Genomic DNA, 21,278 nt, shown 5'->3' on the forward strand with positions numbered 1-21,278 from the left:
AGAGTGACACTTGCCAAGTGTTCACGGCGGGGCGATAGTGGCAAGCGTGATTCCGTCCGCGCCCTTAGGAACAGACGCCACCGCGGGCTCCCTGGGCCTCGGTGCCGCCATGGGAGCCGGCTCCTCGGGAGCCTCCGCCGCCGAGCGCCGGTTCCGTTTCGAGCTGGCCGCTCATCCGGGCTCTCCCTCGCAGGCCAGACGCCTGACACGGGCCCGCCTGAGCGGCTGGGCGGTGTGCGAGGACACCTGCGACACCGCGGCCCTGGTGGTCTCCGAGCTGGTGACCAACGCGATCGTGCACACGGCGAGCAGACACATAGTGTGCGAGCTGCACGACGGCGACGACCTGGTCCGCATAGCCGTGCGCGACGAGGGCTGCGCCCCGGGCCAGCCCCACCCCTCGGCGGATCAGCAGCCCGAGGACGAGCACGGCAGGGGCCTGCTCCTCGTCGACGCCCTGTGCGACGCCTGGGGCGCCCACGAGCACGGTCCCGGACTCCTGGTCTGGGCCGAACTGCCGCGCGGGGCCGAGGGACCGCTCGACCTCGCGGAGCCCCGCAACGACCTGGGCTGGGGCGCCCGGCCGAAGCCCGCCCCCACGGACGACAGGGGGGACGAGGACGAGGTCGAGTCCCGCCGCAGGGGAGACCGGGAGCCACGGGGCGCCCGGCAGGTCCGGGTGACCGAACAGAGCCGCAAGAGCCTGGAGACACTGCGCGGAACGGGGACCGAATGGCTATGAGGGCCGCGTCCGGCGTCCGACCACTCGGTCTGGACACGATGGTCCGCCTCCAGCGCGGACGGCACACCGCCGGGACGCCTCTGAGACTGACCGTGCCGGACGGCATGACGGCACCGCTGGGCTTCGACGCGGTGGCGGTCCCCTCCCTCCTCGGCCAGCAGGTGCTGCCCCGGCTGCCCCGCGTGGGGTGCGTCTACGCCGATGAGACGCACTGGTGGTGGATCGTTCCGTCCGACTCCGACTACGCCCTGGAGTGGCCCGCGCCCGCGCGCTACGCCACCGGCGCGGTCGTGCCCGGCGGCGCGGACCTGCCCGCCCTCCTCCACCGCTCGGACGGCACGGTTCCCTACACGCCGCCCATCCCGCTGTACCTGGCCGTGTGCCGGCTGACGAACACGACGCCGACCTGGTCGCGGGCGGTCAGCGCGTAGGCGCCGGCCCCCGGGGGCGTCAGGCCGCCGCGTCCCGCGCGGCGTCGCCGCCGCGCACGACCACCAGGAACATGTCCGTGGCGAGGTCCATCACGACCTCGGCGGGCAGCCCTTCCAGGCGCCGCGCCTGGGCGAACTCCTCCGCCGGCCAGGATCCTCGTGGTCCACCGGCGGGAAAGCGTTCGAGCACCGTTCGCCCGTTCACTCCGCACCTCCATGTAGCGCTGTACTCGTAGAGTTAAACGCCAACCATGGAGCGAACGCCTTGCCGGGTGATGGTACTGAGACATAGTTGACACCCGTTCACCGCAAAGTGTGAGCGGCGCCTCGGCCGTTCGGCCGTTTTCGCCACTGAGGGTCTCAGTCCGGGTACTCGTCGTGATAGCGCACTCTCCCGCTGCCCGCGGGCGCCCCGAGCGCCGACGCGCGCCCCTCGGGTTTCTCCCACGGCTCCTGCCGGCCGAGCGCGGTCAGGTCGAGCAGGCTGGTGGTCGAGCCGAGCCCGTCCAGGCCGCGCTCGTACGTCGAGTAGGTGTGGAAGACCCGTTCGCGGTCCCGCAGGAAGCAGCTGAGCCCCGGCCGCTCCACCAGCTCGCCCTCGTGCTCCAGGGTCACCTCGAAGTCGGTGTTGAAGTCGCTGACGTACGACGAGTACCAGGGCAGCGTCCAGCCCATCCGGGCCTTGAACGGCAGGATCCTCGGATACGGCGCCCGGGAGACGGCCGCGAACGAGGTGCCGCGGACCCTGAGGTGCGCGAGGTGCCCGATCTGGTCCAGGAACGCCGAGCAGCTGCGGCAGCCGGCGTCCCACTCGGGCGCGAACATGAAGTGGTAGACGACGAGCTGTTCGCGGCCCTCGAAGAGGTCGAGCAGCGTGGCCTTGCCGTCGCCGCCCTCGAACACGTACTCCTTGTCGACCTCCACCATGGGCAGCCCGCGCCGCTCGGCGTTGAGCGCGTCACGCGCACGGGTGGCCGCCTTCTCCTTGGCCAGTAAGGCCTCGCGCGCCGCGCGCCACTGGGCGCGGGTGACGATCTCGGGCAGCGACATGGCTCCAGCCTCCTGTGCGACGTGTCTCGTGCGTCGTGCTTCGGTCCGACGGCCGTCGGTCCGAGGTCCGAGGTCCGAGGTCCGAAGCGGTCGGGCCCGGGCCGTCCAGGTGGTGACCGAAGGCCGGGGCGGAACTCATCGCTGCCCGGCAAGATTCTTTTCAGCAGGTCGCTGAGCAGCCTCTGAACAGGCCTTTCAGGTGTCGTACTCCCGGACGCGCCGACCGTGTCCCCGCTCGGTCAGGGCGGGCAGCCGCTCCCCCGGCTCCCGCACCACCGCGAGCAGGTCGGCGGAGCGCGCACTGCGCGCCAGGGTGGCGGCGAGGCCGTCCCCGTGGGCGCTCTGCACGGCGAACTTGATCAGCCGCGGGGCGCGGTCGCCACCGCCGTACGGCCGCCCGCGCGCGCGAGGAGCCGCAGGTCGCCCTCGGTGATGACGGTGCCGTGGGCGATGAGCACGTCGGTGTCGAGGACGCCGGTGCGTTCCAGGACCTCGATGGGGTGAGCCCGTGCCGGGCGAGGCTGGTGTCGGTCTGGTCGCGGTTCTCGGCGGCGTGCAGGTGCACGGGCAGGCCGTGGTCGCGGGCGGTACCCACCGCCGACCGCATCGACGCCCGCGGCCAGGTCGCCCTTCCCGGGCTGATCAACTGCCACACGCACGCGCCCGTGGTCGCCCTGCGCGGCCTCGCCGAGGACCTGCCGACCCAGGAGTCCACTCGGACGCCGCGGCGGCACCGGCGGCGGCCGTGGTCACCGAGTCGACGACGCCGTCGCGTACGACGACGGCCGCGTCCTGCTCGAAGCCGATCCGTTCGCGGTCGTCGTGCACGAGGACGGTGCAGCCGGTGACGACGAGGTCGGCGGGCCCGGCGGAGGAAGGCGTCATCCGGCCAACGTACGGTGCCGTCCCACCCGCCCGCGCCGCTCGGCGAGTTCGTCCCGCAGGGCGGCGAGCCGCTCGGTGTGGCGGGCAGTGAGCCGCCCGGTGTCGTCGAGGTGCACGGCGCAGGCGGTGGTGGTGTCGACGAGCCGTTCGAGGACCGCGGCCACCTCGTCGGTGCCCCGGGAGTGCCGGGCGAGGGCGGGCAGTTCGGCCGCGGCGCGGGCGCCGGCGGCGCGGGCCTCGGCGAGCGTGCGGTAGGCCTCCCGGCGCAGCGTCCACCGGGTGGTGCGGTCGTCGGACTCGCCCAGCACGTGCGTGAGGTAGGCCTGTGCGGCGGCGTCGGCGGCGTCGATGCCCGCCCGGATGCCGGCGCCCCGCTGCCCCGGCAGCGGCAGGTGCCCGACCACCAGCACGATCGCGCAGGCCAGCAGCGTCTCCCCGATGCGGCCCGCGGATGCCTGCGGTTCGCCGCCGACCATGACCAGGGCGAGGACCAGGACGGTGACGACGGTGGTCTGGGCGGCGAAGTGCCGCGCGGCGACCGGCACCAGGGCACCGCAGACGGCGACCAGCGCCACGAGCCCCTCCGGCCGGGGCAGCACGGACGCGAACCCGGCGAGGAGCAGCGCACCGAGCACCGTCCCGGCCGCCCGGCACAGCACCCGGGACACGAGCGGGCCGAGGTCGGGCTTGACGAGGAACACGGCGGTGGCGGGCAGCCAGTACCAGTGCTGGTGGGAGCCGTGCCAGTGACCGTGGTGCAACGCCTGGGCGACGGCGGCACTGGCGCCGAAGCACAGCGCGACCCGCAGCCCGTACTCCCGCCCGGCCGGACCGAGCACGGCGCGCGCCGAGGAGCGGGGCGATCGCCTGCGGACGTGCAGGTCGGGGCCCTTGCCCCGGTCGAAGGCGTCCGCCGCGTGCAGCAGGGCGTCGTCCAGGGCGCGCAGGGCGGGATCGGTGCGGCTGGGCGCGGGCAGCGGCCCGGCGGGGGTGTTGGCGCGGACGGCCGCCGCGAGCCGCCGGGGCCCTTCGACGGCCCGCGCGGGCACGGCCCGCTCCGCCCACGCGAGCGCGGTCGCGGCCTCACCGAGGGGCAGCGCGGCGGCGTACTGGGCGTGCAGCCGGCGTTCGGCGGCGGTGGAGGCACGGCGCCGCAGCCTGGGTCCGGCGAGCGCGTCCTGCGCGTGGTCGAGGGCGGCGGTGAGCGCGGCCCGGCGGGCCACGGCCTGCTCCGTGCCGACGGCGTCGAGCAGCGCGGCGACGGCCTCGTAGACGTCGGCGACGGCCGCCCGTTCCCCGTCGAAGCGGAAGTCGAGACGGAGGTCGCCGGCCAGCGAGGTGGGCGTCGGCAGCACCAGCCGCAGCAGGAGCAGCCAGCCGGCCCCGGCGAGGAAGGCGAGCACGCGCAGCCACCCGGGGTCGGGCAGCGGCATCCCGGCGCCCACCGCCGCGGTGACCAGCAGCTGCGTCCCCGCCCCGGACGCCACGGGCCCGACGGCGCTGACGGACCCGGCGACCAGTCCGAGCCCGGTCAGCACCAGGGTCAGCGCCACGGCTGCGAGATGCTGCCCGGCGTACGTCCCGACGAGCAGCCCGACCGCCCCCGCGAGCGCGGGTACGCCGATCCTGCGCACGGAGGTACGGCGGCTGCCCGGCCGGTCGTTGATGCCGGCCAGCATGGCGGCGATCGCGGCGACGGCTCCGAGGGAGGACCGCCCGGCGGCCAGGGACACGATCAGCAGCGGCCCGCCGGCCAGGGCGCCCCGGACCACCGCGTTCCAGGGCACGGGACCGCGCTGGGCGTTCAGGGCGTGGCCGAGCCAGGGCGGGAGCGCGTGGGCTGCGGTGCGGAACACGGGGTGCGGGCTCCTGTCGTCCGGTCGAGGCGGTGGTGAGCCTTCGGGCGACGGTGGCCGGGCTGTGCGGTGCGCTGTCAAGCGTACGACGGGTTTTCGAAGGCGCGGAAACGGGCCTGTTTCGGGAGGATGACGCCCCCGGCCACCGTGGAGCACCGTGGCGCGGTGCGCTCGCTCAGGAGCGGGCGGCCTCCAGACACTCGCGCACCAGGGTCCCGGCCCGCGCCACCGCGTCGGCCAGGGACCGCGGCTCCGGCGTCAGACGGGCGAGCAGCGCGTCCATCGCGTCGAGTCCGGCCCGCGCGAGCAGCCCCTTCTCGTTCGTCACCCACTCCCCCCGCGCCGCCGGCACCGCGTGTGCCGTCTGGGTCGCGGCGAGGGCGAGGGCGCCGGCGACCTGGGTGAGGGCGCCCCTGGGGGCGTGGCCGAGCCTGGCATGGGCGAGGGTGGCGGTGGCCGCTCCGTACCATCGTTCGGGCGCGGTGGTGCGCAGGGCCTCCGGATAGCCGGCGGGGCGGGGCAGGTCGCCGCGCAGCACCTGGTTGACCGCCGGCTCGGCGAGAACGAGGCAGGTCGGGATGCCCGCGAGGTGGAAATCAGCGGCTCGATGCCGAAGCGGCACGCCTGAGCCCGCGTCACCTCCTGCTCGACCACGTCGAGGTCGCGGTAGTGCGCGTCGACCCGGCGCTCGTCGACGGTCAGCCAGGCGCCCCCGTTGAAGACGCCGCCGCCCCAGGCGCCGAGCTCCGAGACCTCGCCCTCCCAGCCGATGGCGCGCAGGTCCGCCGGACTCCCAGCCGACGGCGCGCAGGTCCGCCGGGTCGAACGCGCCCCGGTAGTAGACCGCCAGATCCCAGTCGCTGTCCGGTCCGTGGGTGCCCTGGGCCCGGGAGCCGCCGAGGGTGACCGCGCGGACCGCGGGCAGGGCGGCGAGCCGGTCGGCCGTGGTGTCGAGGAAGGCCTGGTCGGTGAGGGTGGGCGTGGGCACGGGCGCGGGCGCGGGCTCCAGAACGGTGCGGCGGGCGGGGTGCGGCCGACACGGGGAGCCTGGGCGGCCGGGGGCGCGGGCCGCGAGCGAAATTCGGGTGCGCGACGCGGGCGGAGAACCGACCATCAGGAGGTTGCCCGCCCGCCTTCCAGGAGTCCGCATGATCCAGCGCGTCACCGTGCCCGGTCTCTTCCCGCCGCCGGTCTACTCGCACGCCTCCGTCGTCGAGGCCGGGACCAGGATCGCGTTCCTCGCCGGTTCCGTCCCGCTCGACGCGGAGGGGAAGCTGGTCGGCGAGGGCGATCCGGTCCGGCAGGCCGGCAGGTGATCGCGAACCTCACGGAGCAGCTGCGCGCCGTGGGGAGCGGGCTGGAGCAGGTGCTGTCGACCGATGTGTACGTCGTGAGCACCGAGACCGCCGCGCTGTCCGCCGTCTGGGACGTCGTCGAGGCGTCGGGGCTCAGCACCGGGCCGCACTCCTCGACGCTGCTCGGGGTGAGCTGCCTCGGCTACCCGGGACAGCTGGTCGAGATCACCGCCACCGCGGTCGTGCCGCAGACCGGCCGCGCGTGAACCGGGAGGCGGGAGCCGGCGCGGGTGCTGGGGCCGGTGCCGGGGCGGTCGTCCTGCGGCGGGCCCGCGCCGCCGACGCGCGTGCGGCGGCCGACGTCTGGCTGCGTTCCTTCGCCGCCGCGCTGCCGACCGTGGTCCGGCCCCGTTCCGACACCGAGGTCCGTGCGTACTTCCGGCACGTGGTGGTGGAGCGGTACGAGACCTGGGTGGCGGAGGAGGCCGACGGTGCGGTGGCCGGTGTGATGGTGCTGGAGGGCGAGGAGCTGTCCCAGCTCTACCTCGCCCCCGAGCGGCGCGGGTGCGGGATCGGGGACCGGTTCGTCGCCCTGGCCAAGGAGCGCCGGGCGGCCGGGCTGTCGCTGTGGACCTTCCAGGTCAACGCGCCCGCGAGGCGCTTCTACGAGCGGCACGGCTTCACGCCCGTGGAGTGGACGGACGGCGACCGGAACGAGGAGCGGGAGCCGGACGTGCGCTACCGGTGGCGTCCTTAGTCCGTTACGCCCGGGGTGTCGCCGCGGGCGTACTGGTCCGTTGCCGCGATCAGCGCGTCGTCACCGCCCTCCCCGGCGTCGTGCCCGGCCTCGTCCACGACCACCAGCTCGCTGTCCGGCCAGGCATGGTGCAGCCGCCAGACGATGCCGAGGAGGTTGCCGAAGTCGAGGCTGCCCTGGACCAGGGTGCCGGGGATGCCCTTCAGCAGGTGCGCGTCCCTGAGAACCACGCCGTCGCCGCCGTCGCCGTCCGCGTCGCCGCCGTCGCCGTCCGCGCCGTCGCCGTCCGCGCCGTCGCCGTCGCCCAGGAAGTGGCCGTTGCCCCAGTAGTGCGTGACGGTGCGGGCGAACCCCATCCGGAACTCCGGGTCCTGGAACCGGGCGACCGAGCCGGGCGGTGCCGGGATCGTCGCCGTCTCCCAGTCGGTCCAGGCCCGCGCGGCCCGCTCGCGCACCGCCTCGTCCGGGGACTCCAGCAGGCGGTTGTACGCGGCGGCCAGGTTCCCCTCGCGTTCCTCCGGCGGCAGCTCGGCGAGGAACCGCGCGTGCGCCTCGGGGAAGATGTTCCCCAGCCCTCGCGTCAGGAGGCCCACCTCGGCGTCGGAGCCGGTGGCGACCCCGGTCAGCACCAGCTCGGTCACCACGCCCGGGTGCGTCTGCGCGTACCGCAGGCCCAGGACCGAGCCCCAGGACACGCCCCACACGAGCCAGCGCCCGATGCCCAGGTGGGCGCGGAGCAGCTCCAGGTCGGCCAGGAGGTGGGCGGTCGTGTTGACGCTCATGTCGGTGTCGTAGGCACTCGCGCGGGGCCGTGAGCGTCCGGCGCCGCGCTGGTCGAGGAGGACGATCCGGTAGGCGGCGGGGTCGAAGTAGCGCCGGAGCCCCGGACTCGCCCGGCTGCCGGGTCCGCCGTGCAGTACCAGCGCGGGCTTGCCGTGCGGGTTTCCGCAGGTCTCCCAGTACACGTGGTTGCCGTCGCCGACGTCGAGCATGCCGTGGTCGTACGGTTCGATCTCCGGATACAGGCCCATCGGAGCACCGTAGCCGCGGCGCCCCCGGGCGCTCATCCCTTTTTGCGGCCGGGGCCTCGTCCGGCGGGCAGTCCCGCCGTGTCCGCCGCCGTGCGCAGCACGTCGCGCAGCATCTCGGGGGTGAGGCGGCCGGTGAAGGTGTTGCGCTGGCTGACGTGGAAGCAGCCGTAGAGGTGCAGGCCCGGCCCGCCGGCGGCGTCCAGCCTCACGTGCCCGCCGTGCGCGAAGGCCGGACGGGGGCGGGGCACGCTCCAGCCCGCCCCGGCGAACGCGGGCAGCGCGGCCTGCCAGCCGAAGGCGCCGAGGACGACCACCGCCCGCAGCGTCGGCCTCAGCAGCTCCAGCTCCTGGACGAGCCAGGGACGGCAGGTGTCCCGTTCGCCGGGGGTGGGCTTGTTGGCGGGCGGGGCGCAGTGCACCGGCGAGGTGACGCGCACGCCGTACAGCTCCAGGCCGTCGTCGACCCGGACCGCGGTGGGCTGCGAGGCGAGGCCCACGTCGTACAGCGCCTGGTACAGGACGTCTCCGGAGCGGTCGCCGGTGAACATCCGGCCGGTGCGGTTGCCTCCGTGGGCGGCGGGGGCGAGCCCGACGATCAGCAGGCGGGCGTCCGGCGGGCCGAAACCGGGCACCGGCCTCCCCCAGTACGTCCAGTCGGCGAAGGCGGCCCGCTTCGTGACCGCGACCTCCTCGCGCCACTCGACCAGCCGTGGGCAGGCCCGGCACCCCGCGATGCGCTGGTCGAGTACGGAGAGGCCGCCGGTGTCCATGCCTCCACCGTAAGACCCCGCCGGCGCATGCCTCTCGCGCGAGGGGCCGGGTGCTCGAAGGGTTCGGACGGGCCGACGGCGAAATTGCGGTCCGTAGCGCCGCTCCGGGCGGTTAGGGTCGAAGCATGGCTTCCGAGCATGACGAAGGCGGGAGCGGCCGGGTGGCCGCCCCGCAGGACGGCTCCGCCGCCTCGGCCGGGGCGCCCGACCCGAAGACGGCGGCGGCGACCGCCGCCGCCGAGGCGGCCGGGCCGCAGCACGGCGAGAGCGTCCGCGTGGACAGCTGGATCTGGGCCGTCCGCCTGATCAAGACCCGTTCCCTGGGCGCGACCGCCTGCCGCGGCGGCCATGTCCGGGTGAACGGCGAGCGGGTGAAGCCCGCCCACTCGCTCCGCGTCGGCGACGAGGTGCGCCTGCGGCAGGAGGGCGTGGAGCGGATCGTCGTGGTGAAGCGGCTGATCCGCAAGCGCGTCGGTGCCCCGGTCGCCGTGCAGTGCTACGTCGACAACTCCCCGCCGCCCCCGCCCCGCGAGGCCGTCGCCCCGGCCGGCATCCGCGACCGCGGTGCCGGGCGCCCGACCAAGCGGGACCGTCGCGAGATGGACCGGCTGCGCGGGCTGGAGGCCCTGAGCAGCTCCCGGAGGGACGCCTCGACCAGGCACTGAGCACACCGAGCGGTCCAGGGGCGGGGCCCGCTCGGTCAGCCGCGCCGGACCCCGTCCCGCACCAGCCGGCGCAGCTCCTGGTTGGACCCGCGCCGGGCCCGGGCGAGGACCAGGAGCGGCACCATCAGGACGAGCGGCGTCGCCGCGTTCGCACCGTCGAAGTAGGTGAGCTGGACGACGAACGCGCCCACCATCAACGCGCTCAGCGCCGTCGCCGCCACCGACTGAAGCACCGGGACGACCAGGGCGACCGCGCCCGCCAGCTCCAGGACACCGATCGCGTACACGCCCGCCTCGCCCCAGCCCATCTCCGCGAAGGTGTCGGCCGCCGAGGAGTGCTCGATCAGCTTGGGCAAGGCGCTCGCGAGGGCGAAGAACAGCGCGAGGAGCACCTGCACCACACGCAGGGCGACGCGGAGACCACGTCCACGGGCCGACAGGGTGGAGGCGGGGGAAGCGGTGGTCTCGGACATGGCGGTGGTCTCGGACATGGCGGTCTCCTCGGCTGGGCGGTCCGTGCCGCTGTCGGGGATACAGACCGCTCCTTCCTCCGGAACTCATCGCCGGTCCCCGGCCCGTCCTGCCGCTACCCCTGCCGCCGCACGGGCACGGCCCTCACCCACGTCCCGTCCTCGGTGAGATACCGGTCCACCGCCAGCCCCGCCTCCCCCAGCGCCTCCTCGAACTGCTCCCTGGTCAGGGGCCGGGCCCGGAAGGTCTGGGTCCACACGGCGTCCGGGAACTCGTACTCCGCCCGGACCGAGTTGACGCCGTGGCCCACCGGGTCCGCCGACAGGATCCGGACGGTGAAGCCGCTGGGGTCCACCCGCTCCCTGGGCAGGTCCGTGTGGTAGTCCGCCCCCTCGCGCTGGATCAGTACGCAGCCCTCGTCCTCGACATGCCTGGCACAGGTGCGCAGCAGCCCACGCCGCACCTCGACGTCCCCGGTGTGCACGAGGAACGACGCCAACAGCACCGCGTCGAAGCGCTCGCCGAGGTCGAGAGTCTCGATCGGGCTGCACAGGGTGCGCGCCCCGCGCACGCGCTCCAGCATCTGTGCGGACTCGTCCACCGCGGTGACGGTGAACCCGCGCTCCAGCAGCGGGTGGGTCATGCGCCCCACCCCGCTGCCCAGCTCCAGCACCCGCGCGCCCTCGGGCACGGCGGCGGCGACGATGTCCGGCTCGGCCCCGGCGGGCAGCCGCGAATAGAGCTCGACCGCGCAGCCGTCCGGCGTGATGGCTCCGGGTCCCGTCCCCTGGTGTCCCTCTCGCATTCTCAGCTCCATGCCCGTCCAACGGGCCGCCCCCGCACACCCGTTCCCCCTCGACGTCGTTTCACCCGACCGAGTGAACGCGCCCGATCCCGGCTGTTCGCCGGTCCGGCGGTACGGCTCGCTTCCCCCTCCGTGTCCGCCGCAGTACGTTCGATAGAGGAGTGGTGAACGGATGCGTACGGGCAGTGAACCGGCGACCGCGCGCAGTGCCCTGCGGGCGCGGTTCTGGCTGAGCCTGTGGGGGCTCGTCTGGGCCGTCTTCGGCACGGCAGTCTTCGCGCTCACGGGGCGGTTCGGCTGGGCGCTCGCCTGCGGGGTGCTGTGGCTCGTCATCACGGTCGACCTGACCGTGATCCTCCGGCACATCCGCCAGGGCCCGCACTACCAGCCGGGCCGGAACATTCCGCCGTACCCGCCGCCGAGACGCTGACCGTCAGGAGTCGAAGCGCGCCTGCTGGAGGTACTCCGGGTTCGGGTCCAGCGCCGCCGCCAGCCGGAAGTGACGGCGGGCCTGGTCGGGACAGCCCCGGCGCTCGTAGGTGCGGGCGAGGGCGAAGTGCGCGAACGCGTTGTCGGGCTCGCGCTCCAGGACGATGGTGAACTCCAGCTCGGCCGACCGCAGTTGCGCCGCCGCGAAGAAGGCACGCGCGCGCAGCAGCCGCGCTGCGGTGTTCTCGGGGTGGGCGCCGATGACCTTGTCGAGAAGCTTCACCGCGCCGCGCGGGTCCCGCGCCGCGAGCAACTGCTCGGCGGCACGGAAGTCGATGACATCCGTCTCCGGGGTACGTCCGGTGGGACTGCTTGTCTCGGGCACGGCTGAGTCCTTCCCTCGCTGGAAGGGATCAACGCCCGCGCGGGATCCGCTATTCCGTGTGCGCCCTGCGCACCAGTTCGTCCCAGACCTCCTCGACGCGGCGCCGCAGCTCCGTGAGCGGTACGTCGTTGTCGACGACCACGTCCGCGATCTCCCGGCGCTGCTCGCGCGTCGCCTGGGCTGCCATGCGGGCCCGGGCGTCCTGCTCGGTCATGCCGCGCAGCCGGACCAGCCGGTCGAGCCGGGTGGCCGGGTCGGCGTCCACGACGACCACGAGGTCGTACAGCGGGGCCAGGCCGTTCTCCGTGAGCAGCGGGACGTCGTGGACGACGACGGCGTCCTCGGCCGCGGCCTCCTCCAGCGCGCGGGAGCGCTCACCGACCAGGGGGTGCACGATGCCGTTCAGGACGGCCAGCTTCTCCGGGTCGGCGAACACGATCGAGCCCAGCTTTGGCCGGTCCAGACTGCCGTCCCCGGCCAGGACGTCCTCGCCGAACGCCTTCACGACCGCGGCGAGCCCCGGTGTCCCCGGGGCGACGACCTCGCGGGCGATCCGGTCGGCGTCGATCAGTACGGCGCCGTGCTCGACGAGGAGCCGGGACACCTCGCTCTTGCCGGCGCCGATCCCGCCGGTCAGGCCCACCTTCAGCATGGCGGAAGCTTAGAGGGTGCGGCTCAGGGCGTCAGTTGTCGCCCTCCCGCTCGGCGAGGAACCGTTCGAACTCGAGGCCGATCTCGTCGGCGGAGGGGATCTCGACGGGCTCGGCGAGCATGTTCCCCCGGGTCTCGGCGCCGGCCGCCGCGTCGTACTGGTGCTCGAGGCCCTGGACGAGGGCGGTGAGCTCCTCGTCGCCCTCCTGGATCTGCCGGTCGATCTCCGTCTGGGTGCGGTGGGCGTCCGTGCGCAGGGAGTGCGCGATGCCCGGCAGGACCAGGCCGGTCGCCGCGGTGATCGCCTCCAGGACGGTCAGCGCCGCGTCCGGGTAGGCCGAGCGGGCGATGTAGTGCGGGACGTGCGCGGCGACGCCGAGCACGTCGTGGCCGGCCTGCGCGAGGCGGTACTCGACGAGCGCCTCCGCGCTTCCGGGGACCTGCGCCTCCTCGAAGGGGCTGCGATGACCCGGCACGAGGTCGGTGCGGCTGCCGTGCGGGGTGATGCCGACGGGACGGGTGTGCGGGACGCCCATCGGGATGCCGTGGAAGCTCACCGACAGGCGGACGCCGAGCCGCTCCACGATCTGCCGTACGGCGGCGGCGAAGCGCTCCCACTCGACGTCCGGCTCGGGGCCCGACAGGAGCAGGAAGGGCGCCCCGGTGGCGTCCTGGACGAGCCGCACCTCGATGGTGGGCTCCTCGTAGTCCGCCCAGGTGTCCCGCTTGAAGGTGAGCAGCGGCCGACGCGCCCGGTAGTCCACGAGCCGGTCGTGGTCGAAGCGGGCGACGACCTGGTGGGGCAGCGAGTCGAGCACCTGGTCGACGATCTGGTCGCCGGTCTCCCCGGCGTCGATGTATCCGTCGAAGTGGTACAGCATGACCAGTCCGGCCGATTCCTGGGCGAGTGCCATGTCGACGACGGCAAGGCCCTTCGGCTCCCAGGCGTACAAATCCTGCGGATCAAGCACGGTGACCGCTCCCCTCCTCGTGTTCATAGGTCACAACGCCCTTGCGGGGTGGGGCATTCCCGCCCGGACACACCGAAGGGGCCGCACCTCGGAAGGTGCGGCCCCTCGGCTACCGCTGTACTTCAACCGCCGTGTGTCGGCGGCCGGTGTTCAGAGCGTCAGCTCTGGCCGCCGGCCAGCTTCTCGCGCAGCGCGGCCAGCGCCTCGTCCGACGCGAGGGCGCCGGAGTTGTCGCCACCCTCGGAGGAGTAGGAGCCGCCACCACCGCCACCGGAGGTGGTCTGAGCCGCACCCGCGGTGTCGACACCCTCGGCAGCGGCCTTCTCGTCCGCCTCGCGGGACTTGATGACCTGCGCCTGGTGCTGCTCGAAGCGCTGCTGGGCCTCGGCGTACTGCGTCTCCCAGGCCTCGCGCTGGGTCTCGTAGCCCTCGAGCCAGTCGTTGGTCTCGGGGTCGAAGCCCTCGGGGTAGATGTAGTTGCCCTGGTCGTCGTAGGACGCGGCCATGCCGTACAGGGTCGGGTCGAACTCGACCGTGGACGGGTCGGCACCGAAGGCCTCGTTGGCCTGCTTCAGCGAGAGGCTGATGCGGCGACGCTCGAGGTCGATGTCGATGACCTTGACGAAGATCTCGTCGTTGACCTGGACGACCTGCTCCGGGATCTCCACGTGGCGCTCGGCCAGCTCGGAGATGTGGACCAGACCCTCGATGCCCTCGTCCACGCGGACGAACGCACCGAACGGAACCAGCTTCGTGACCTTGCCGGGGACGACCTGGCCGATCTGGTGGGTGCGGGCGAACTGCTGCCACGGGTCTTCCTGGGTCGCCTTCAGCGACAGGGAGACACGCTCGCGGTCCATGTCGACGTCGAGGACCTCGACGGTGACCTCCTGGCCGACCTCGACGACCTCGGACGGGTGGTCGATGTGCTTCCAGGACAGCTCGGAGACGTGGACCAGACCGTCGACGCCACCCAGGTCCACGAAGGCACCGAAGTTGACGATCGAGGAGACGACGCCGGAACGGACCTGACCCTTCTGGAGGGTGGTGAGGAACGTCTGGCGGACCTCGGACTGGGTCTGCTCCAGCCAGGCACGGCGGGACAGGACCACGTTGTTGCGGTTCTTGTCCAGCTCGATGATCTTGGCCTCGAGCTCCTTGCCCACGTAGGGCTGGAGGTCGCGGACGCGGCGCATCTCGACCAGGGAGGCCGGGAGGAAGCCGCGGAGGCCGATGTCGAGGATGAGACCACCCTTGACGACCTCGATGACGGTACCGGTGACGATCCCGTCCTCTTCCTTGATCTTCTCGATGGTGCCCCAGGCACGCTCGTACTGGGCGCGCTTCTTCGAGAGGATCAGGCGGCCTTCCTTGTCCTCCTTCTGGAGGACAAGGGCCTCGATCTCGTCACCGACGGCGACGACCTCGTTGGGGTCGACGTCGTGCTTGATGGAGAGCTCGCGGCTCGGGATAACGCCTTCGGTCTTGTAACCGATGTCGAGCAGGACCTCGTCCCGGTCGACCTTCACGATGACGCCGTCGACGATGTCGCCGTCGTTGAAGTACTTGATCGTCTCGTCGATCGCGGCGAGGAAGGCTTCCTCGTTACCGATGTCGTTGACCGCTACCTGCGGGGTGGTGGCGGTGGTCTCGGTGCTGCTCGTCATGTGGGAAAGGGCTCCGGTACGGACATTGAAGTCGTAGGTACTGCTTACGCCGGGAGCCCGTTTCGCTCTGCCGAAGCCGGACAGCCAAGGAAGCGACACCGAAATCCACTGGTGACGCCTCGAGAACCGAGGGGACATACAACAGATGCGAGCGCGACCTGCTACGTCTGAGGTGCGCAGGCCCGCAGCGCAACTTGTAGCATACGGGGGCGGCCGGGCAGGGTCAATGCGCGAAGCCGCACACCCGGGGCGGATCGCCGCATACCCGGCACAAGAGCCGTCTCCCGAGGCCCCATGGACCCCTGGACGCCCCTTGCGCGACACGCGGGGCGGGCGGCACGGAAGAGCCCGCAGACTAGTACGAGGGAGCCGGTCATCCAAGAGCCCGTAACGTCCGAGGCCGAGGGAACCGACGGACCAGAGCCCGAGGCCACCCGGCGTGCCGCCGGTGTCACGGAGAGTTCCCGCGCCAACCGCGGCTGGTGGGACCGGAACGCGGACGAGTACCAGACCGAGCACGGCACCTTCCTCGGCGACGACCGCTTCGTGTGGTGTCCCGAGGGGCTGGACGAGGTGGAGGCCGAGCTGCTCGGCCCGGCGGAGGAGCTGAAGGGCAAGGACGTCCTGGAGATCGGCGCCGGCGCCGCGCAGTGCGCGCGCTGGCTGACCGCCCAGGGGGCCCGTCCGGTGGCCCTGGACCTCTCCCACCGCCAGCTCCAGCACGCCCTGCGCATCGGCGTCTCCTTCCCCCTGGTGTGCGCCGACGCGTCGGTGCTGCCCTTCGCGGACGCCTCCTTCGACCTGGCGTGCTCGGCCTACGGGGCGCTGCCCTTCGTCGCCGACCCGCGGCTGGTGCTGCGGGAGGTGCGCCGGGTGCTGCGGCCCGGCGGCCGCTTCGTCTTCTCCGTCACGCACCCGGTGCGCTGGGCGTTCCCGGACGAGCCGGGCCCGGAGGGGCTGTCGGTGTCCGCGTCGTACTTCGACCGCACGCCCTACGTCGAGCAGGACGACGAGGGTCTCGCGGTGTACGTCGAGCACCACAGGACGCTCGGTGACCGCGTGCGGGACGTGGTGACGTCGGGGTTCCGGCTGGTGGACCTCGTCGAGCCGGAGTGGCCGGACTGGAACACCTCGGAGTGGGGCGGCTGGTCGCCGCTGCGCGGGCACCTGATCCCGGGGACGGCGATCTTCGTCTGCGAGCGCGACTGAGCCGTACCCGGGGCGCGGGGCCCCGTGCGCGCGGAGGGCGGTTTCCGGGACGTACGACACTGGGGGCGTGATCCGTTACGACGCTCTGGACGCGCTGCCCGTGCGCGGTGCCCTGCCCGCCCTGCACGAGGCCCTGGAGGGGCACGGCACGGCGGTGCTGGTCGCGCCGCCCGGTACCGGCAAGACGACGCTGGTGCCGCTGGCCCTGGCGGGGCTGCTCGGCGGGGAGGAGGCTCCCGCGCGGCGCGTGGTCGTGGCCGAGCCGCGGCGGATCGCGGCGCGGGCGGCGGCCCGGCGGATGGCGTGGCTGCTGGGTGAGAGGCCGGGCGCGAGTGTCGGGTACACCGTGCGCGGGGAGCGGGTCGTCGGGCGCCGCACGCGCGTGGAGGTCGTCACGACCGGTGTGCTGCTGCAGCGGCTCCAGCGGGACCAGGAGCTGACGGGCGTGGACGCGGTGGTGCTGGACGAGTGCCACGAGCGGCATCTGGACGCGGACACGTCGGCGGCGTTCCTGTGGGACGTGCGGCAGACCCTGCGGCCGGACCTGCGGCTGGTGGCCGCGTCCGCCACGACCGACGCGGAGGGCTGGTCGCGGCTGCTGGGCGACGCGCCGGTCGTCGAGGCGCACGGTGTGTCCCACCCCGTCGAGGTCGTGTGGGCGCCGCCGGTGCGCCCGCTGCGCCCGCCGCACGGGATGCGGGTGGACCCGGCGCTGCCGGCGCACGTGGCCTCGGTGGTACGGCGGGCGCTGGCCGAGCGGGACGGGGACGTCCTGTGCTTCCTGCCGGGGGTCGGGGAGATCTCGCGCGTGGCGGGCCGGTTGGCGGGCCTCGGGGACGTGGACGTGCTCCAGGTGCACGGGCGGGCGCCCGCGGCCGTGCAGGACGAGGTGCTGGCGCCCGGGGCGCGGCGCAGGGTGGTGCTGGCGACCTCGGTGGCCGAGTCGTCGCTGACGGTCCCGGGCGTCCGGGTGGTCGTGGACGCGGGGCTGGCGCGGGAGCCGCGGGTGGACCACGCGCGCGGGCTCAGCGCGCTGACGACGGTACGGGCCTCCCGCGCGGCGGCGCGTCAGCGGGCCGGCCGGGCGGGCCGCGAGGCACCGGGGGTGGTGTACCGCTGCTGGGCACAGGCGGAGGACGCCCGTCTGCCGCGGTTCCCGGCGCCGGAGATCAAGGTGGCCGACCTGACGGCGTTCGCGTTGCAGGCGGCCTGCTGGGGCGATCCGGACGCCTCCGGTCTGGCGCTGCTCGATCCGCCGCCGGGCGGGGCGATGGCGGCGGCCCGATCGGTGCTGGAGGCGGTCGGCGCGGTGGACTCGGCCGGCCGGGCGACGGAGCGAGGCGCACGACTGGCCCGCCTCGGTCTGCACCCCAGGCTGGGCCGCGCCCTCCTGGACGCGGCCCGGCCGGGCGCGGCCCTCCCGCCCCGGGCCGGCTCGGCAGCGGCGGCGCCCCCGGAACACTCCGGCGCACGCCCCCCGGCGACGGGTGACTTCCCGGCGAGGAGCACGGCCCCCGGCGTTCCCGGGACGGACGGGGCCCGGGCCGGTGGGCCCGGAGGCGGGGGGCGCGGGGGCGAGGTGGTGGCCGAGGTGGCGGGCCTGTTGAGCGAGGAGGCGCCGCGGGAGTACGGGGACGACCTCGTGTCCGTACTGCGGGCGGCTCGTCGGGGCGGGGACGCGTACAGGGCGCGGTGGCGGGCGGAGGTGCGGCGGCTGCGGGCCGCCGTGGAGGGCGGGGGCGGCGGGCCGGGAGGGCCGGTCGGCGACGCCGCCGTCGCCGGGCTGGTGGCCGCTCTGGCGTTTCCCGAGCGGGTGGCCAGGAAGGACGGCGGTTCGTACCTGATGGTCTCCGGTACGCGGGCGGAGCTGCCGGAGGCGTCCGCGCTGCGGGGAGCGCCGTGGATCGCCGTCGCCGTGGCCGACCGGCCCGTGGGCCGGGGGCACGCGCGCGTGCAGCTCGGCGCGGCCGTCGACGAGGAGGTCGCCCGGCTCGCGGCCGGAGCGCTGCTGACCGAGCGGGACGAGGTGCACTGGGCCGACGGTGACGTGGTGGCCCGGCGGGTCGAACGGCTCGGGGCGGTGGAACTGGCGGTGCGGCCCCTCACCGACGCCGACCCCGTTCTCGTACGGCGTGCGCTGCTGGAGGGGTTGCGGCGGGAGGGGTTCGGGCTGCTGGGCCGCTCGGCCGAGGCCGAACTGCTGCGCAGGCGGCTCGCGTTCCTGCGGCAGCACCTCGGTGAGCCCTGGCCGGAGGTCACCGACGAGGCGCTGCTCGCGCGCGCGGACGAGTGGCTGGAACCCGAGCTGAGCCGGGCCCGGCGTCGGGCCGATCTGGGGCGGATCGACGCCGGGCAGGCGCTGACGCGGCTGCTGCCCTGGGCGTCCGGGCAAGCGGCGCGGCTCGACGAGCTGGCCCCCGAGCGGATCCTCGTCCCCAGCGGGTCCAGGGTCCGGATCGACTACGGCGACCCCGGACAGCCCGTCCTCGCCGTGAAGTTGCAGGAGATGTTCGGGCTCCAGCGGTCACCCGAGATCGCCGGGGTGCCGCTCCTCGTGCATCTGCTGTCCCCGGCGGGCCGCCCCGCGGCGGTCACGGCCGACCTGGCCTCGTTCTGGAAGGACGGCTACAAGGGCGTACGCGCGGAACTGCGCGGCCGGTACCCGAAGCACCCGTGGCCCGAGGACCCGGCCACGGCGGAGCCGACGCGGTACACGAAGGCCCGGCTCGGCAGGTGACCGTCGGCCCGGCGGGGAACACCCCGCCGGGCGGGACGGTGCCTACGCCGCCGGTTGCGTCGACGGCTCGGTCGACGTCTCCGGCGTCGGTTCGGCCGCCTTGGCCACCTTCAGGGTGATGTCGAGCTGGGCGCCGCCCGGCGTGGTGAGGCGGAGGACGTAGGAGCCCTCGGCGTCGTCGGCGTACAGCTTCGGCAGCTCCAGCAGACCGTCGGCGCCGGTCTTCAGGCCGGTCAGGGTACGGACGGCCTTGCCGTCGGCGTCCTTGAAGTAGGGGCCCTTGTCGTTCTCGGCCGGGTCGGCCTCGGACTTGATGAGCGTGGCGGTGACGGCGACCTTGTCCGCGACGGCGCCCTTGAGCGTGGCCTTCACCCCGACCGGGTCGGCGAACTCGCCGCCCGGCGTGCACGTCAGCTCGGTCGCGGTGGTGCGGGTGAGGGTGTCGGCGACGCGCTCGGTGACGGTGGCCCGGTAGTCGAGGCCCGGGACGGTACGGCCGACCACGGTGGCGCGGACGGTGAACTCGCCGGTCTGCTCGCCCGCCACCAGTGCGGGCGCGACGGCCACCCCGGAGGCGTTGGTGGTGACCGCGGCGACCTTCTCGCCGCCGGTGAAGGTGGCGTCCGTGTCGCCCAGGACGGTGAAGCGGATGCGCACCTTGCCGACGGCGGCCCCTGCCGTGGTCTCGGCACGGGTGCTGATCTGCTCGGCGAAGGTGTCGCCCGCGGTCGCCGTGAGCCCGGTGGTGCCGGCGTTCTCCAGGTGGTGCACCGTGTCGGTGGGCGTGGGGCTGGGCGTGGGGCTGCCGGTGGGCGGTGCCGGGTCCGTCGGGGGCTTGGTGCCCGGGCCGCCGGAGTTGCCGGGCTTGCCCGGGGCCGGCGGCTTGCTCGGGGACGGCTTCGGGCCGGGCGTCGACGTCGCCGGGGCCTGGGAGCCCGGGTACGCGCCCGTGCCGCCCGGCGAGGGACTGGCGCCGGCGCCCGGGTCGTCGCTGCGGCCGACCGGGAGGCTGCCGGTGCCGTCCGGGATCTCGTGGGTGCCCTTGCGGTAGTGCTCCAGCCACGACAGGACCGTGTTCAGGTAGTCCTGCGAGTTGTTGTAGCTGAGGATCGCGCGGTTGAGGTCGGCCTGGACGGACAGGTCCCAGTCGTTGCGGCACAGGTAGTGGCCGGCGGCGAGCGCGGCGTCGTAGACGTTGTTGGGGTCGGCCTTGCCGTCGCCGTTGCCGTCGCGGCCGGCCCACGCCCAGGTGGACGGGATGAACTGCATGGGTCCGACGGCGTTGTCGTACTTGCTGTTGCCGTCGTAGACGCCGTTGTCGGTGTCCTGGATGAGCGCGAAGCCGTTGCCGTCGAGCTGCGGGCCGATGATCCTGCCGATCGTCGTGCCGTTGGCGTCGACGCGGCCGCCGCGGGCCTGACCGGACTCCACCTTGCCGATGGCGGCGAGCAGTTGCCACGGCAGGTTGCAGCCGGGCTTGGACAGGCGCAGCTCCGACTCGGCCTTCTTGTAGGCGTCGAGAACGGTCGCGGGAATGCCGGCCTCGGACGTGCCCGGGGACGTGGGGGTGCCCGCGGTCGGGGCGGGTTTGGGGCTGTTGAGCGGCGGCAGGTCGGTGTAGTAGGGCGAGTTGCCGGTGGCGCTCTCCGCGGCGGGCGTCTCCGACGCCGGCACGTTGTCGGCGGTGGTCTGTCTGCCGTTGCCGTCGGCCGTCACGCCGGGAGCCTGGGAGGCGGACAGGGCCGCGACCGCGAGCGCCGCGACGGTGGTGGTGACCGCCGCCTTGCGGAGCCTCCTGTCGAAATGCGCCACCATAGAGTGAACCCCTCCCGTGGACGCCCGCGCGTCCGTCTCCGTCCGTCTTCTGCTGTCGTACTCGCCCGCTGTGCCCGCCCTGTTGTGACGATCCACCGGCGCAGACGGTTGCACGGCGTTCCCCCCCGGGCACCGTGGCCACCTGTTCGACCAGTACGGTGCCGCAGGCGACCCTACGACAACTTGCTTTGCACGGGCACCCGTTCCTGCCCGATATTCACCACTTGGCCATATGAGGAGTTTTGCTGTCGCCCGCTCCCGGTCGCGACGGCCGCGCGGACGCCGTGCTGTGCGGGGGCGTCGTCAGTACCGCGCCGGACCTCCGGGTCGCGCGCCGAGGGTGTCGGCGGACGCGACGAACACGGTGAAGGTGTGGGCGGGCCGGGTGCGCGGCAGCAGGGTGAGGGCCAGCGCGAGGTAGCCGCGGGCCAGGTCGGCCCACAACCGCCAGGCGGGTGGCTCGTGCGGGGCGGCGGTCGCCGGGGCCCGGCGGGCGAGTCCGCGGCGGAGGCCGGTCGCCGTGCGGCGCAGGAGCGTCGTGAGGGTGGCGGGGGTGCGGCCGGTACTTGCGCCCGGTGCGAAGACCGGGACCGGGAGGAATGGCACGCGGGCGGGTCCGTCGGTGCGTGCCCGTGCCGGTGTCGTCCGGTGGTGGA

22 protein-coding genes and 4 pseudogenes are annotated in these 21,278 nt (G+C 74.1%); 9 read left to right on the forward strand and 17 right to left on the reverse strand.

The annotated features are described in order from the left end of the window. The first annotated feature begins 37 nt into the window (after positions 1-37). Complete coding sequence (locus IE94_RS0119255) at positions 38-742, forward strand: ATP-binding protein (RefSeq protein WP_037922986.1); 705 nt, start codon at positions 38-40, stop codon at positions 740-742. Beyond that, on the forward strand, positions 733-1,173 hold the full coding sequence (locus IE94_RS0119260; RefSeq protein ID WP_078606524.1) for a hypothetical protein: 441 nt from the start codon (positions 733-735) through the stop codon (positions 1,171-1,173). The genes IE94_RS0119255 and IE94_RS0119260 overlap by 10 nt, the downstream gene beginning before the upstream one ends. Positions 1,174-1,192: 19 nt before the next feature. On the opposite strand, the gene IE94_RS0119265 is transcribed toward IE94_RS0119260, so the two are convergent. From IE94_RS0119265 to IE94_RS41875, 4 genes and pseudogenes are all read right to left on the reverse strand, one after another. Further along, positions 1,193-1,378 carry a hypothetical protein gene (locus IE94_RS0119265; RefSeq protein ID WP_030185880.1) on the reverse strand — a complete coding sequence of 62 codons (186 nt, stop codon included), beginning with the start codon at positions 1,376-1,378 and terminating at the stop codon, positions 1,193-1,195. Between the two features lie 155 nt (positions 1,379-1,533). Next, complete coding sequence (locus tag IE94_RS0119270) at positions 1,534-2,223, reverse strand: DUF899 domain-containing protein (RefSeq protein WP_030185882.1); 690 nt, start codon at positions 2,221-2,223, stop codon at positions 1,534-1,536. Between the two features lie 195 nt (positions 2,224-2,418). Further along, positions 2,419-2,571 (reverse strand): hypothetical protein, encoded by a 153-nt coding sequence (locus IE94_RS41105; protein ID WP_245235280.1) that lies wholly within the window; start codon positions 2,569-2,571, stop codon positions 2,419-2,421. Between the two features lie 14 nt (positions 2,572-2,585). Further along, a pseudogene (locus IE94_RS41875) lies at positions 2,586-2,809 on the reverse strand (amidohydrolase family protein); the annotation flags it as partial. Between IE94_RS41875 and IE94_RS41880 the strand changes: the two are divergent. Beyond that, positions 2,724-2,933: pseudogene (locus IE94_RS41880) on the forward strand (hypothetical protein); the annotation flags it as partial. The pseudogenes IE94_RS41875 and IE94_RS41880 overlap by 86 nt on opposite strands. Here the strand turns inward: IE94_RS41880 and IE94_RS41110 are convergent. The 3 genes and pseudogenes from IE94_RS41110 to IE94_RS35805 all read right to left on the reverse strand — a co-directional run bounded on the left by IE94_RS41110 (position 2,866) and on the right by IE94_RS35805 (position 5,952). Continuing rightward, on the reverse strand, positions 2,866-3,108 hold the full coding sequence (locus IE94_RS41110) for a hypothetical protein (protein ID WP_245235284.1): 243 nt from the start codon (positions 3,106-3,108) through the stop codon (positions 2,866-2,868). The pseudogene IE94_RS41880 and the gene IE94_RS41110 sit on opposite strands and share 68 nt — an antisense overlap. Continuing rightward, on the reverse strand, positions 3,105-4,964 hold the full coding sequence (locus tag IE94_RS0119285; RefSeq protein ID WP_030185883.1) for an FUSC family protein: 1,860 nt from the start codon (positions 4,962-4,964) through the stop codon (positions 3,105-3,107). Before IE94_RS0119285 ends, IE94_RS41110 begins: the two co-directional genes overlap by 4 nt. A gap of 175 nt (positions 4,965-5,139) precedes the next feature. Next, positions 5,140-5,952 (reverse strand): annotated as a pseudogene (locus IE94_RS35805) (nucleotidyltransferase domain-containing protein). Positions 5,953-6,112: 160 nt separating this feature from the next. On the opposite strand from IE94_RS35805, the pseudogene IE94_RS35810 reads away from it, so the two are divergent. Together IE94_RS35810 and IE94_RS0119300 are read left to right on the forward strand one after the other, a co-directional pair. After that, a pseudogene (locus tag IE94_RS35810) lies at positions 6,113-6,525 on the forward strand (RidA family protein). Then, a complete protein-coding gene (locus tag IE94_RS0119300; RefSeq protein ID WP_051777553.1) occupies positions 6,522-7,016 on the forward strand; it encodes a GNAT family N-acetyltransferase in 495 nt (164 codons plus the stop codon). The pseudogene IE94_RS35810 and the gene IE94_RS0119300 overlap by 4 nt, the downstream one beginning before the upstream one ends. On the opposite strand, the gene IE94_RS0119305 is transcribed toward IE94_RS0119300, so the two are convergent. Then, positions 7,013-8,047 carry an alpha/beta fold hydrolase gene (locus IE94_RS0119305; RefSeq protein WP_030185888.1) on the reverse strand — a complete coding sequence of 345 codons (1,035 nt, stop codon included), beginning with the start codon at positions 8,045-8,047 and terminating at the stop codon, positions 7,013-7,015. The two genes, IE94_RS0119300 and IE94_RS0119305, sit on opposite strands and share 4 nt — an antisense overlap. A gap of 32 nt (positions 8,048-8,079) precedes the next feature. Next, positions 8,080-8,817 (reverse strand): uracil-DNA glycosylase, encoded by a 738-nt coding sequence (locus IE94_RS0119310; RefSeq protein ID WP_030185890.1) that lies wholly within the window; start codon positions 8,815-8,817, stop codon positions 8,080-8,082. A 125-nt stretch (positions 8,818-8,942) separates the two neighbouring features. Between IE94_RS0119310 and IE94_RS0119315 the strand changes: the two genes are divergently transcribed. Next, entirely contained in the window at positions 8,943-9,482 is a 540-nt protein-coding gene (locus IE94_RS0119315; protein WP_030185892.1) for an RNA-binding S4 domain-containing protein, read from the forward strand. Between the two features lie 35 nt (positions 9,483-9,517). On the opposite strand, the gene IE94_RS0119320 is transcribed toward IE94_RS0119315, so the two are convergent. Continuing rightward, positions 9,518-9,973, reverse strand: a complete 456-nt coding sequence (locus IE94_RS0119320; protein ID WP_030185894.1) for a DoxX family protein — start codon at positions 9,971-9,973, stop codon at positions 9,518-9,520. Positions 9,974-10,068: 95 nt separating this feature from the next. Beyond that, complete coding sequence (locus IE94_RS0119325) at positions 10,069-10,758, reverse strand: class I SAM-dependent methyltransferase (protein ID WP_106977914.1); 690 nt, start codon at positions 10,756-10,758, stop codon at positions 10,069-10,071. A 172-nt stretch (positions 10,759-10,930) separates the two neighbouring features. On the opposite strand from IE94_RS0119325, the gene IE94_RS0119330 reads away from it, so the two are divergent. Next, positions 10,931-11,188, forward strand: a complete 258-nt coding sequence (locus tag IE94_RS0119330; protein ID WP_030185902.1) for a DUF6343 family protein — start codon at positions 10,931-10,933, stop codon at positions 11,186-11,188. 3 nt (positions 11,189-11,191) lie between these two features. Here IE94_RS0119330 and IE94_RS0119335 read toward each other — a convergent pair whose 3' ends face one another. The 4 genes from IE94_RS0119335 to rpsA form a co-directional block, all read right to left on the reverse strand. Then, positions 11,192-11,572 carry a tetratricopeptide repeat protein gene (locus tag IE94_RS0119335; RefSeq protein WP_030185906.1) on the reverse strand — a complete coding sequence of 127 codons (381 nt, stop codon included), beginning with the start codon at positions 11,570-11,572 and terminating at the stop codon, positions 11,192-11,194. Positions 11,573-11,621: 49 nt separating this feature from the next. Further along, a complete protein-coding gene (gene coaE / locus IE94_RS0119340; RefSeq protein ID WP_030185909.1) occupies positions 11,622-12,224 on the reverse strand; it encodes a dephospho-CoA kinase in 603 nt (200 codons plus the stop codon). 31 nt (positions 12,225-12,255) lie between these two features. Beyond that, positions 12,256-13,194: a PAC2 family protein gene (locus IE94_RS0119345; RefSeq protein WP_030185913.1), complete on the reverse strand. Its 939-nt coding sequence runs from the start codon at positions 13,192-13,194 to the stop codon at positions 12,256-12,258. A gap of 158 nt (positions 13,195-13,352) precedes the next feature. Next, positions 13,353-14,861: a 30S ribosomal protein S1 gene (rpsA, locus tag IE94_RS0119350; protein WP_030185916.1), complete on the reverse strand. Its 1,509-nt coding sequence runs from the start codon at positions 14,859-14,861 to the stop codon at positions 13,353-13,355. Between the two features lie 294 nt (positions 14,862-15,155). Between rpsA and IE94_RS0119355 the strand changes: the two genes are divergently transcribed. Continuing rightward, positions 15,156-16,070, forward strand: a complete 915-nt coding sequence (locus IE94_RS0119355) for a class I SAM-dependent methyltransferase (protein WP_078606526.1) — start codon at positions 15,156-15,158, stop codon at positions 16,068-16,070. A gap of 67 nt (positions 16,071-16,137) precedes the next feature. Further along, a complete protein-coding gene (locus tag IE94_RS0119360; protein WP_030185919.1) occupies positions 16,138-18,807 on the forward strand; it encodes an ATP-dependent RNA helicase in 2,670 nt (889 codons plus the stop codon). A 42-nt stretch (positions 18,808-18,849) separates the two neighbouring features. Here the strand turns inward: IE94_RS0119360 and IE94_RS0119365 are convergent, their stop codons facing one another. Both IE94_RS0119365 and IE94_RS0119370 read right to left on the reverse strand, forming a co-directional pair. Then, positions 18,850-20,622, reverse strand: coding sequence for a lytic transglycosylase domain-containing protein (locus tag IE94_RS0119365; protein WP_030185921.1), 1,773 nt, complete (start codon positions 20,620-20,622; stop codon positions 18,850-18,852). 303 nt (positions 20,623-20,925) lie between these two features. After that, entirely contained in the window at positions 20,926-21,228 is a 303-nt protein-coding gene (locus IE94_RS0119370) for a hypothetical protein (protein WP_342450761.1), read from the reverse strand. Positions 21,229-21,278 lie beyond the last annotated feature (50 nt).

This window comes from Streptomyces violaceorubidus, from assembly GCF_000717995.1.
Classification (GTDB): Bacteria; Actinomycetota; Actinomycetes; order Streptomycetales; family Streptomycetaceae; genus Streptomyces; species Streptomyces violaceorubidus.

What these genes read in the sequence shown, in the direction of transcription:
- IE94_RS0119355 (WP_078606526.1), top strand. Translation starts at nt 15,156, where the DNA reads ATGGACCCCTGGACGCCCCTTGCGCGACACGCGGGGCGGGCGGCACGG.
- IE94_RS0119315 (WP_030185892.1), top strand. Translation starts at nt 8,943, where the DNA reads ATGGCTTCCGAGCATGACGAAGGCGGGAGCGGCCGGGTGGCCGCCCCG.
- IE94_RS0119325 (WP_106977914.1), bottom strand. Translation starts at nt 10,758, where the DNA reads ATGCGAGAGGGACACCAGGGGACGGGACCCGGAGCCATCACGCCGGAC.
- IE94_RS0119270 (WP_030185882.1), bottom strand. Translation starts at nt 2,223, where the DNA reads ATGTCGCTGCCCGAGATCGTCACCCGCGCCCAGTGGCGCGCGGCGCGC.
- IE94_RS0119330 (WP_030185902.1), top strand. Translation starts at nt 10,931, where the DNA reads ATGCGTACGGGCAGTGAACCGGCGACCGCGCGCAGTGCCCTGCGGGCG.
- IE94_RS0119260 (WP_078606524.1), top strand. Translation starts at nt 733, where the DNA reads ATGGCTATGAGGGCCGCGTCCGGCGTCCGACCACTCGGTCTGGACACG.
- IE94_RS0119365 (WP_030185921.1), bottom strand. Translation starts at nt 20,622, where the DNA reads ATGGTGGCGCATTTCGACAGGAGGCTCCGCAAGGCGGCGGTCACCACC.
- IE94_RS0119310 (WP_030185890.1), bottom strand. Translation starts at nt 8,817, where the DNA reads ATGGACACCGGCGGCCTCTCCGTACTCGACCAGCGCATCGCGGGGTGC.
- coaE (WP_030185909.1), bottom strand. Translation starts at nt 12,224, where the DNA reads ATGCTGAAGGTGGGCCTGACCGGCGGGATCGGCGCCGGCAAGAGCGAG.
- IE94_RS0119320 (WP_030185894.1), bottom strand. Translation starts at nt 9,973, where the DNA reads ATGTCCGAGACCACCGCCATGTCCGAGACCACCGCTTCCCCCGCCTCC.
- rpsA (WP_030185916.1), bottom strand. Translation starts at nt 14,861, where the DNA reads ATGACGAGCAGCACCGAGACCACCGCCACCACCCCGCAGGTAGCGGTC.
- IE94_RS41110 (WP_245235284.1), bottom strand. Translation starts at nt 3,108, where the DNA reads ATGACGCCTTCCTCCGCCGGGCCCGCCGACCTCGTCGTCACCGGCTGC.
- IE94_RS0119305 (WP_030185888.1), bottom strand. Translation starts at nt 8,047, where the DNA reads ATGGGCCTGTATCCGGAGATCGAACCGTACGACCACGGCATGCTCGAC.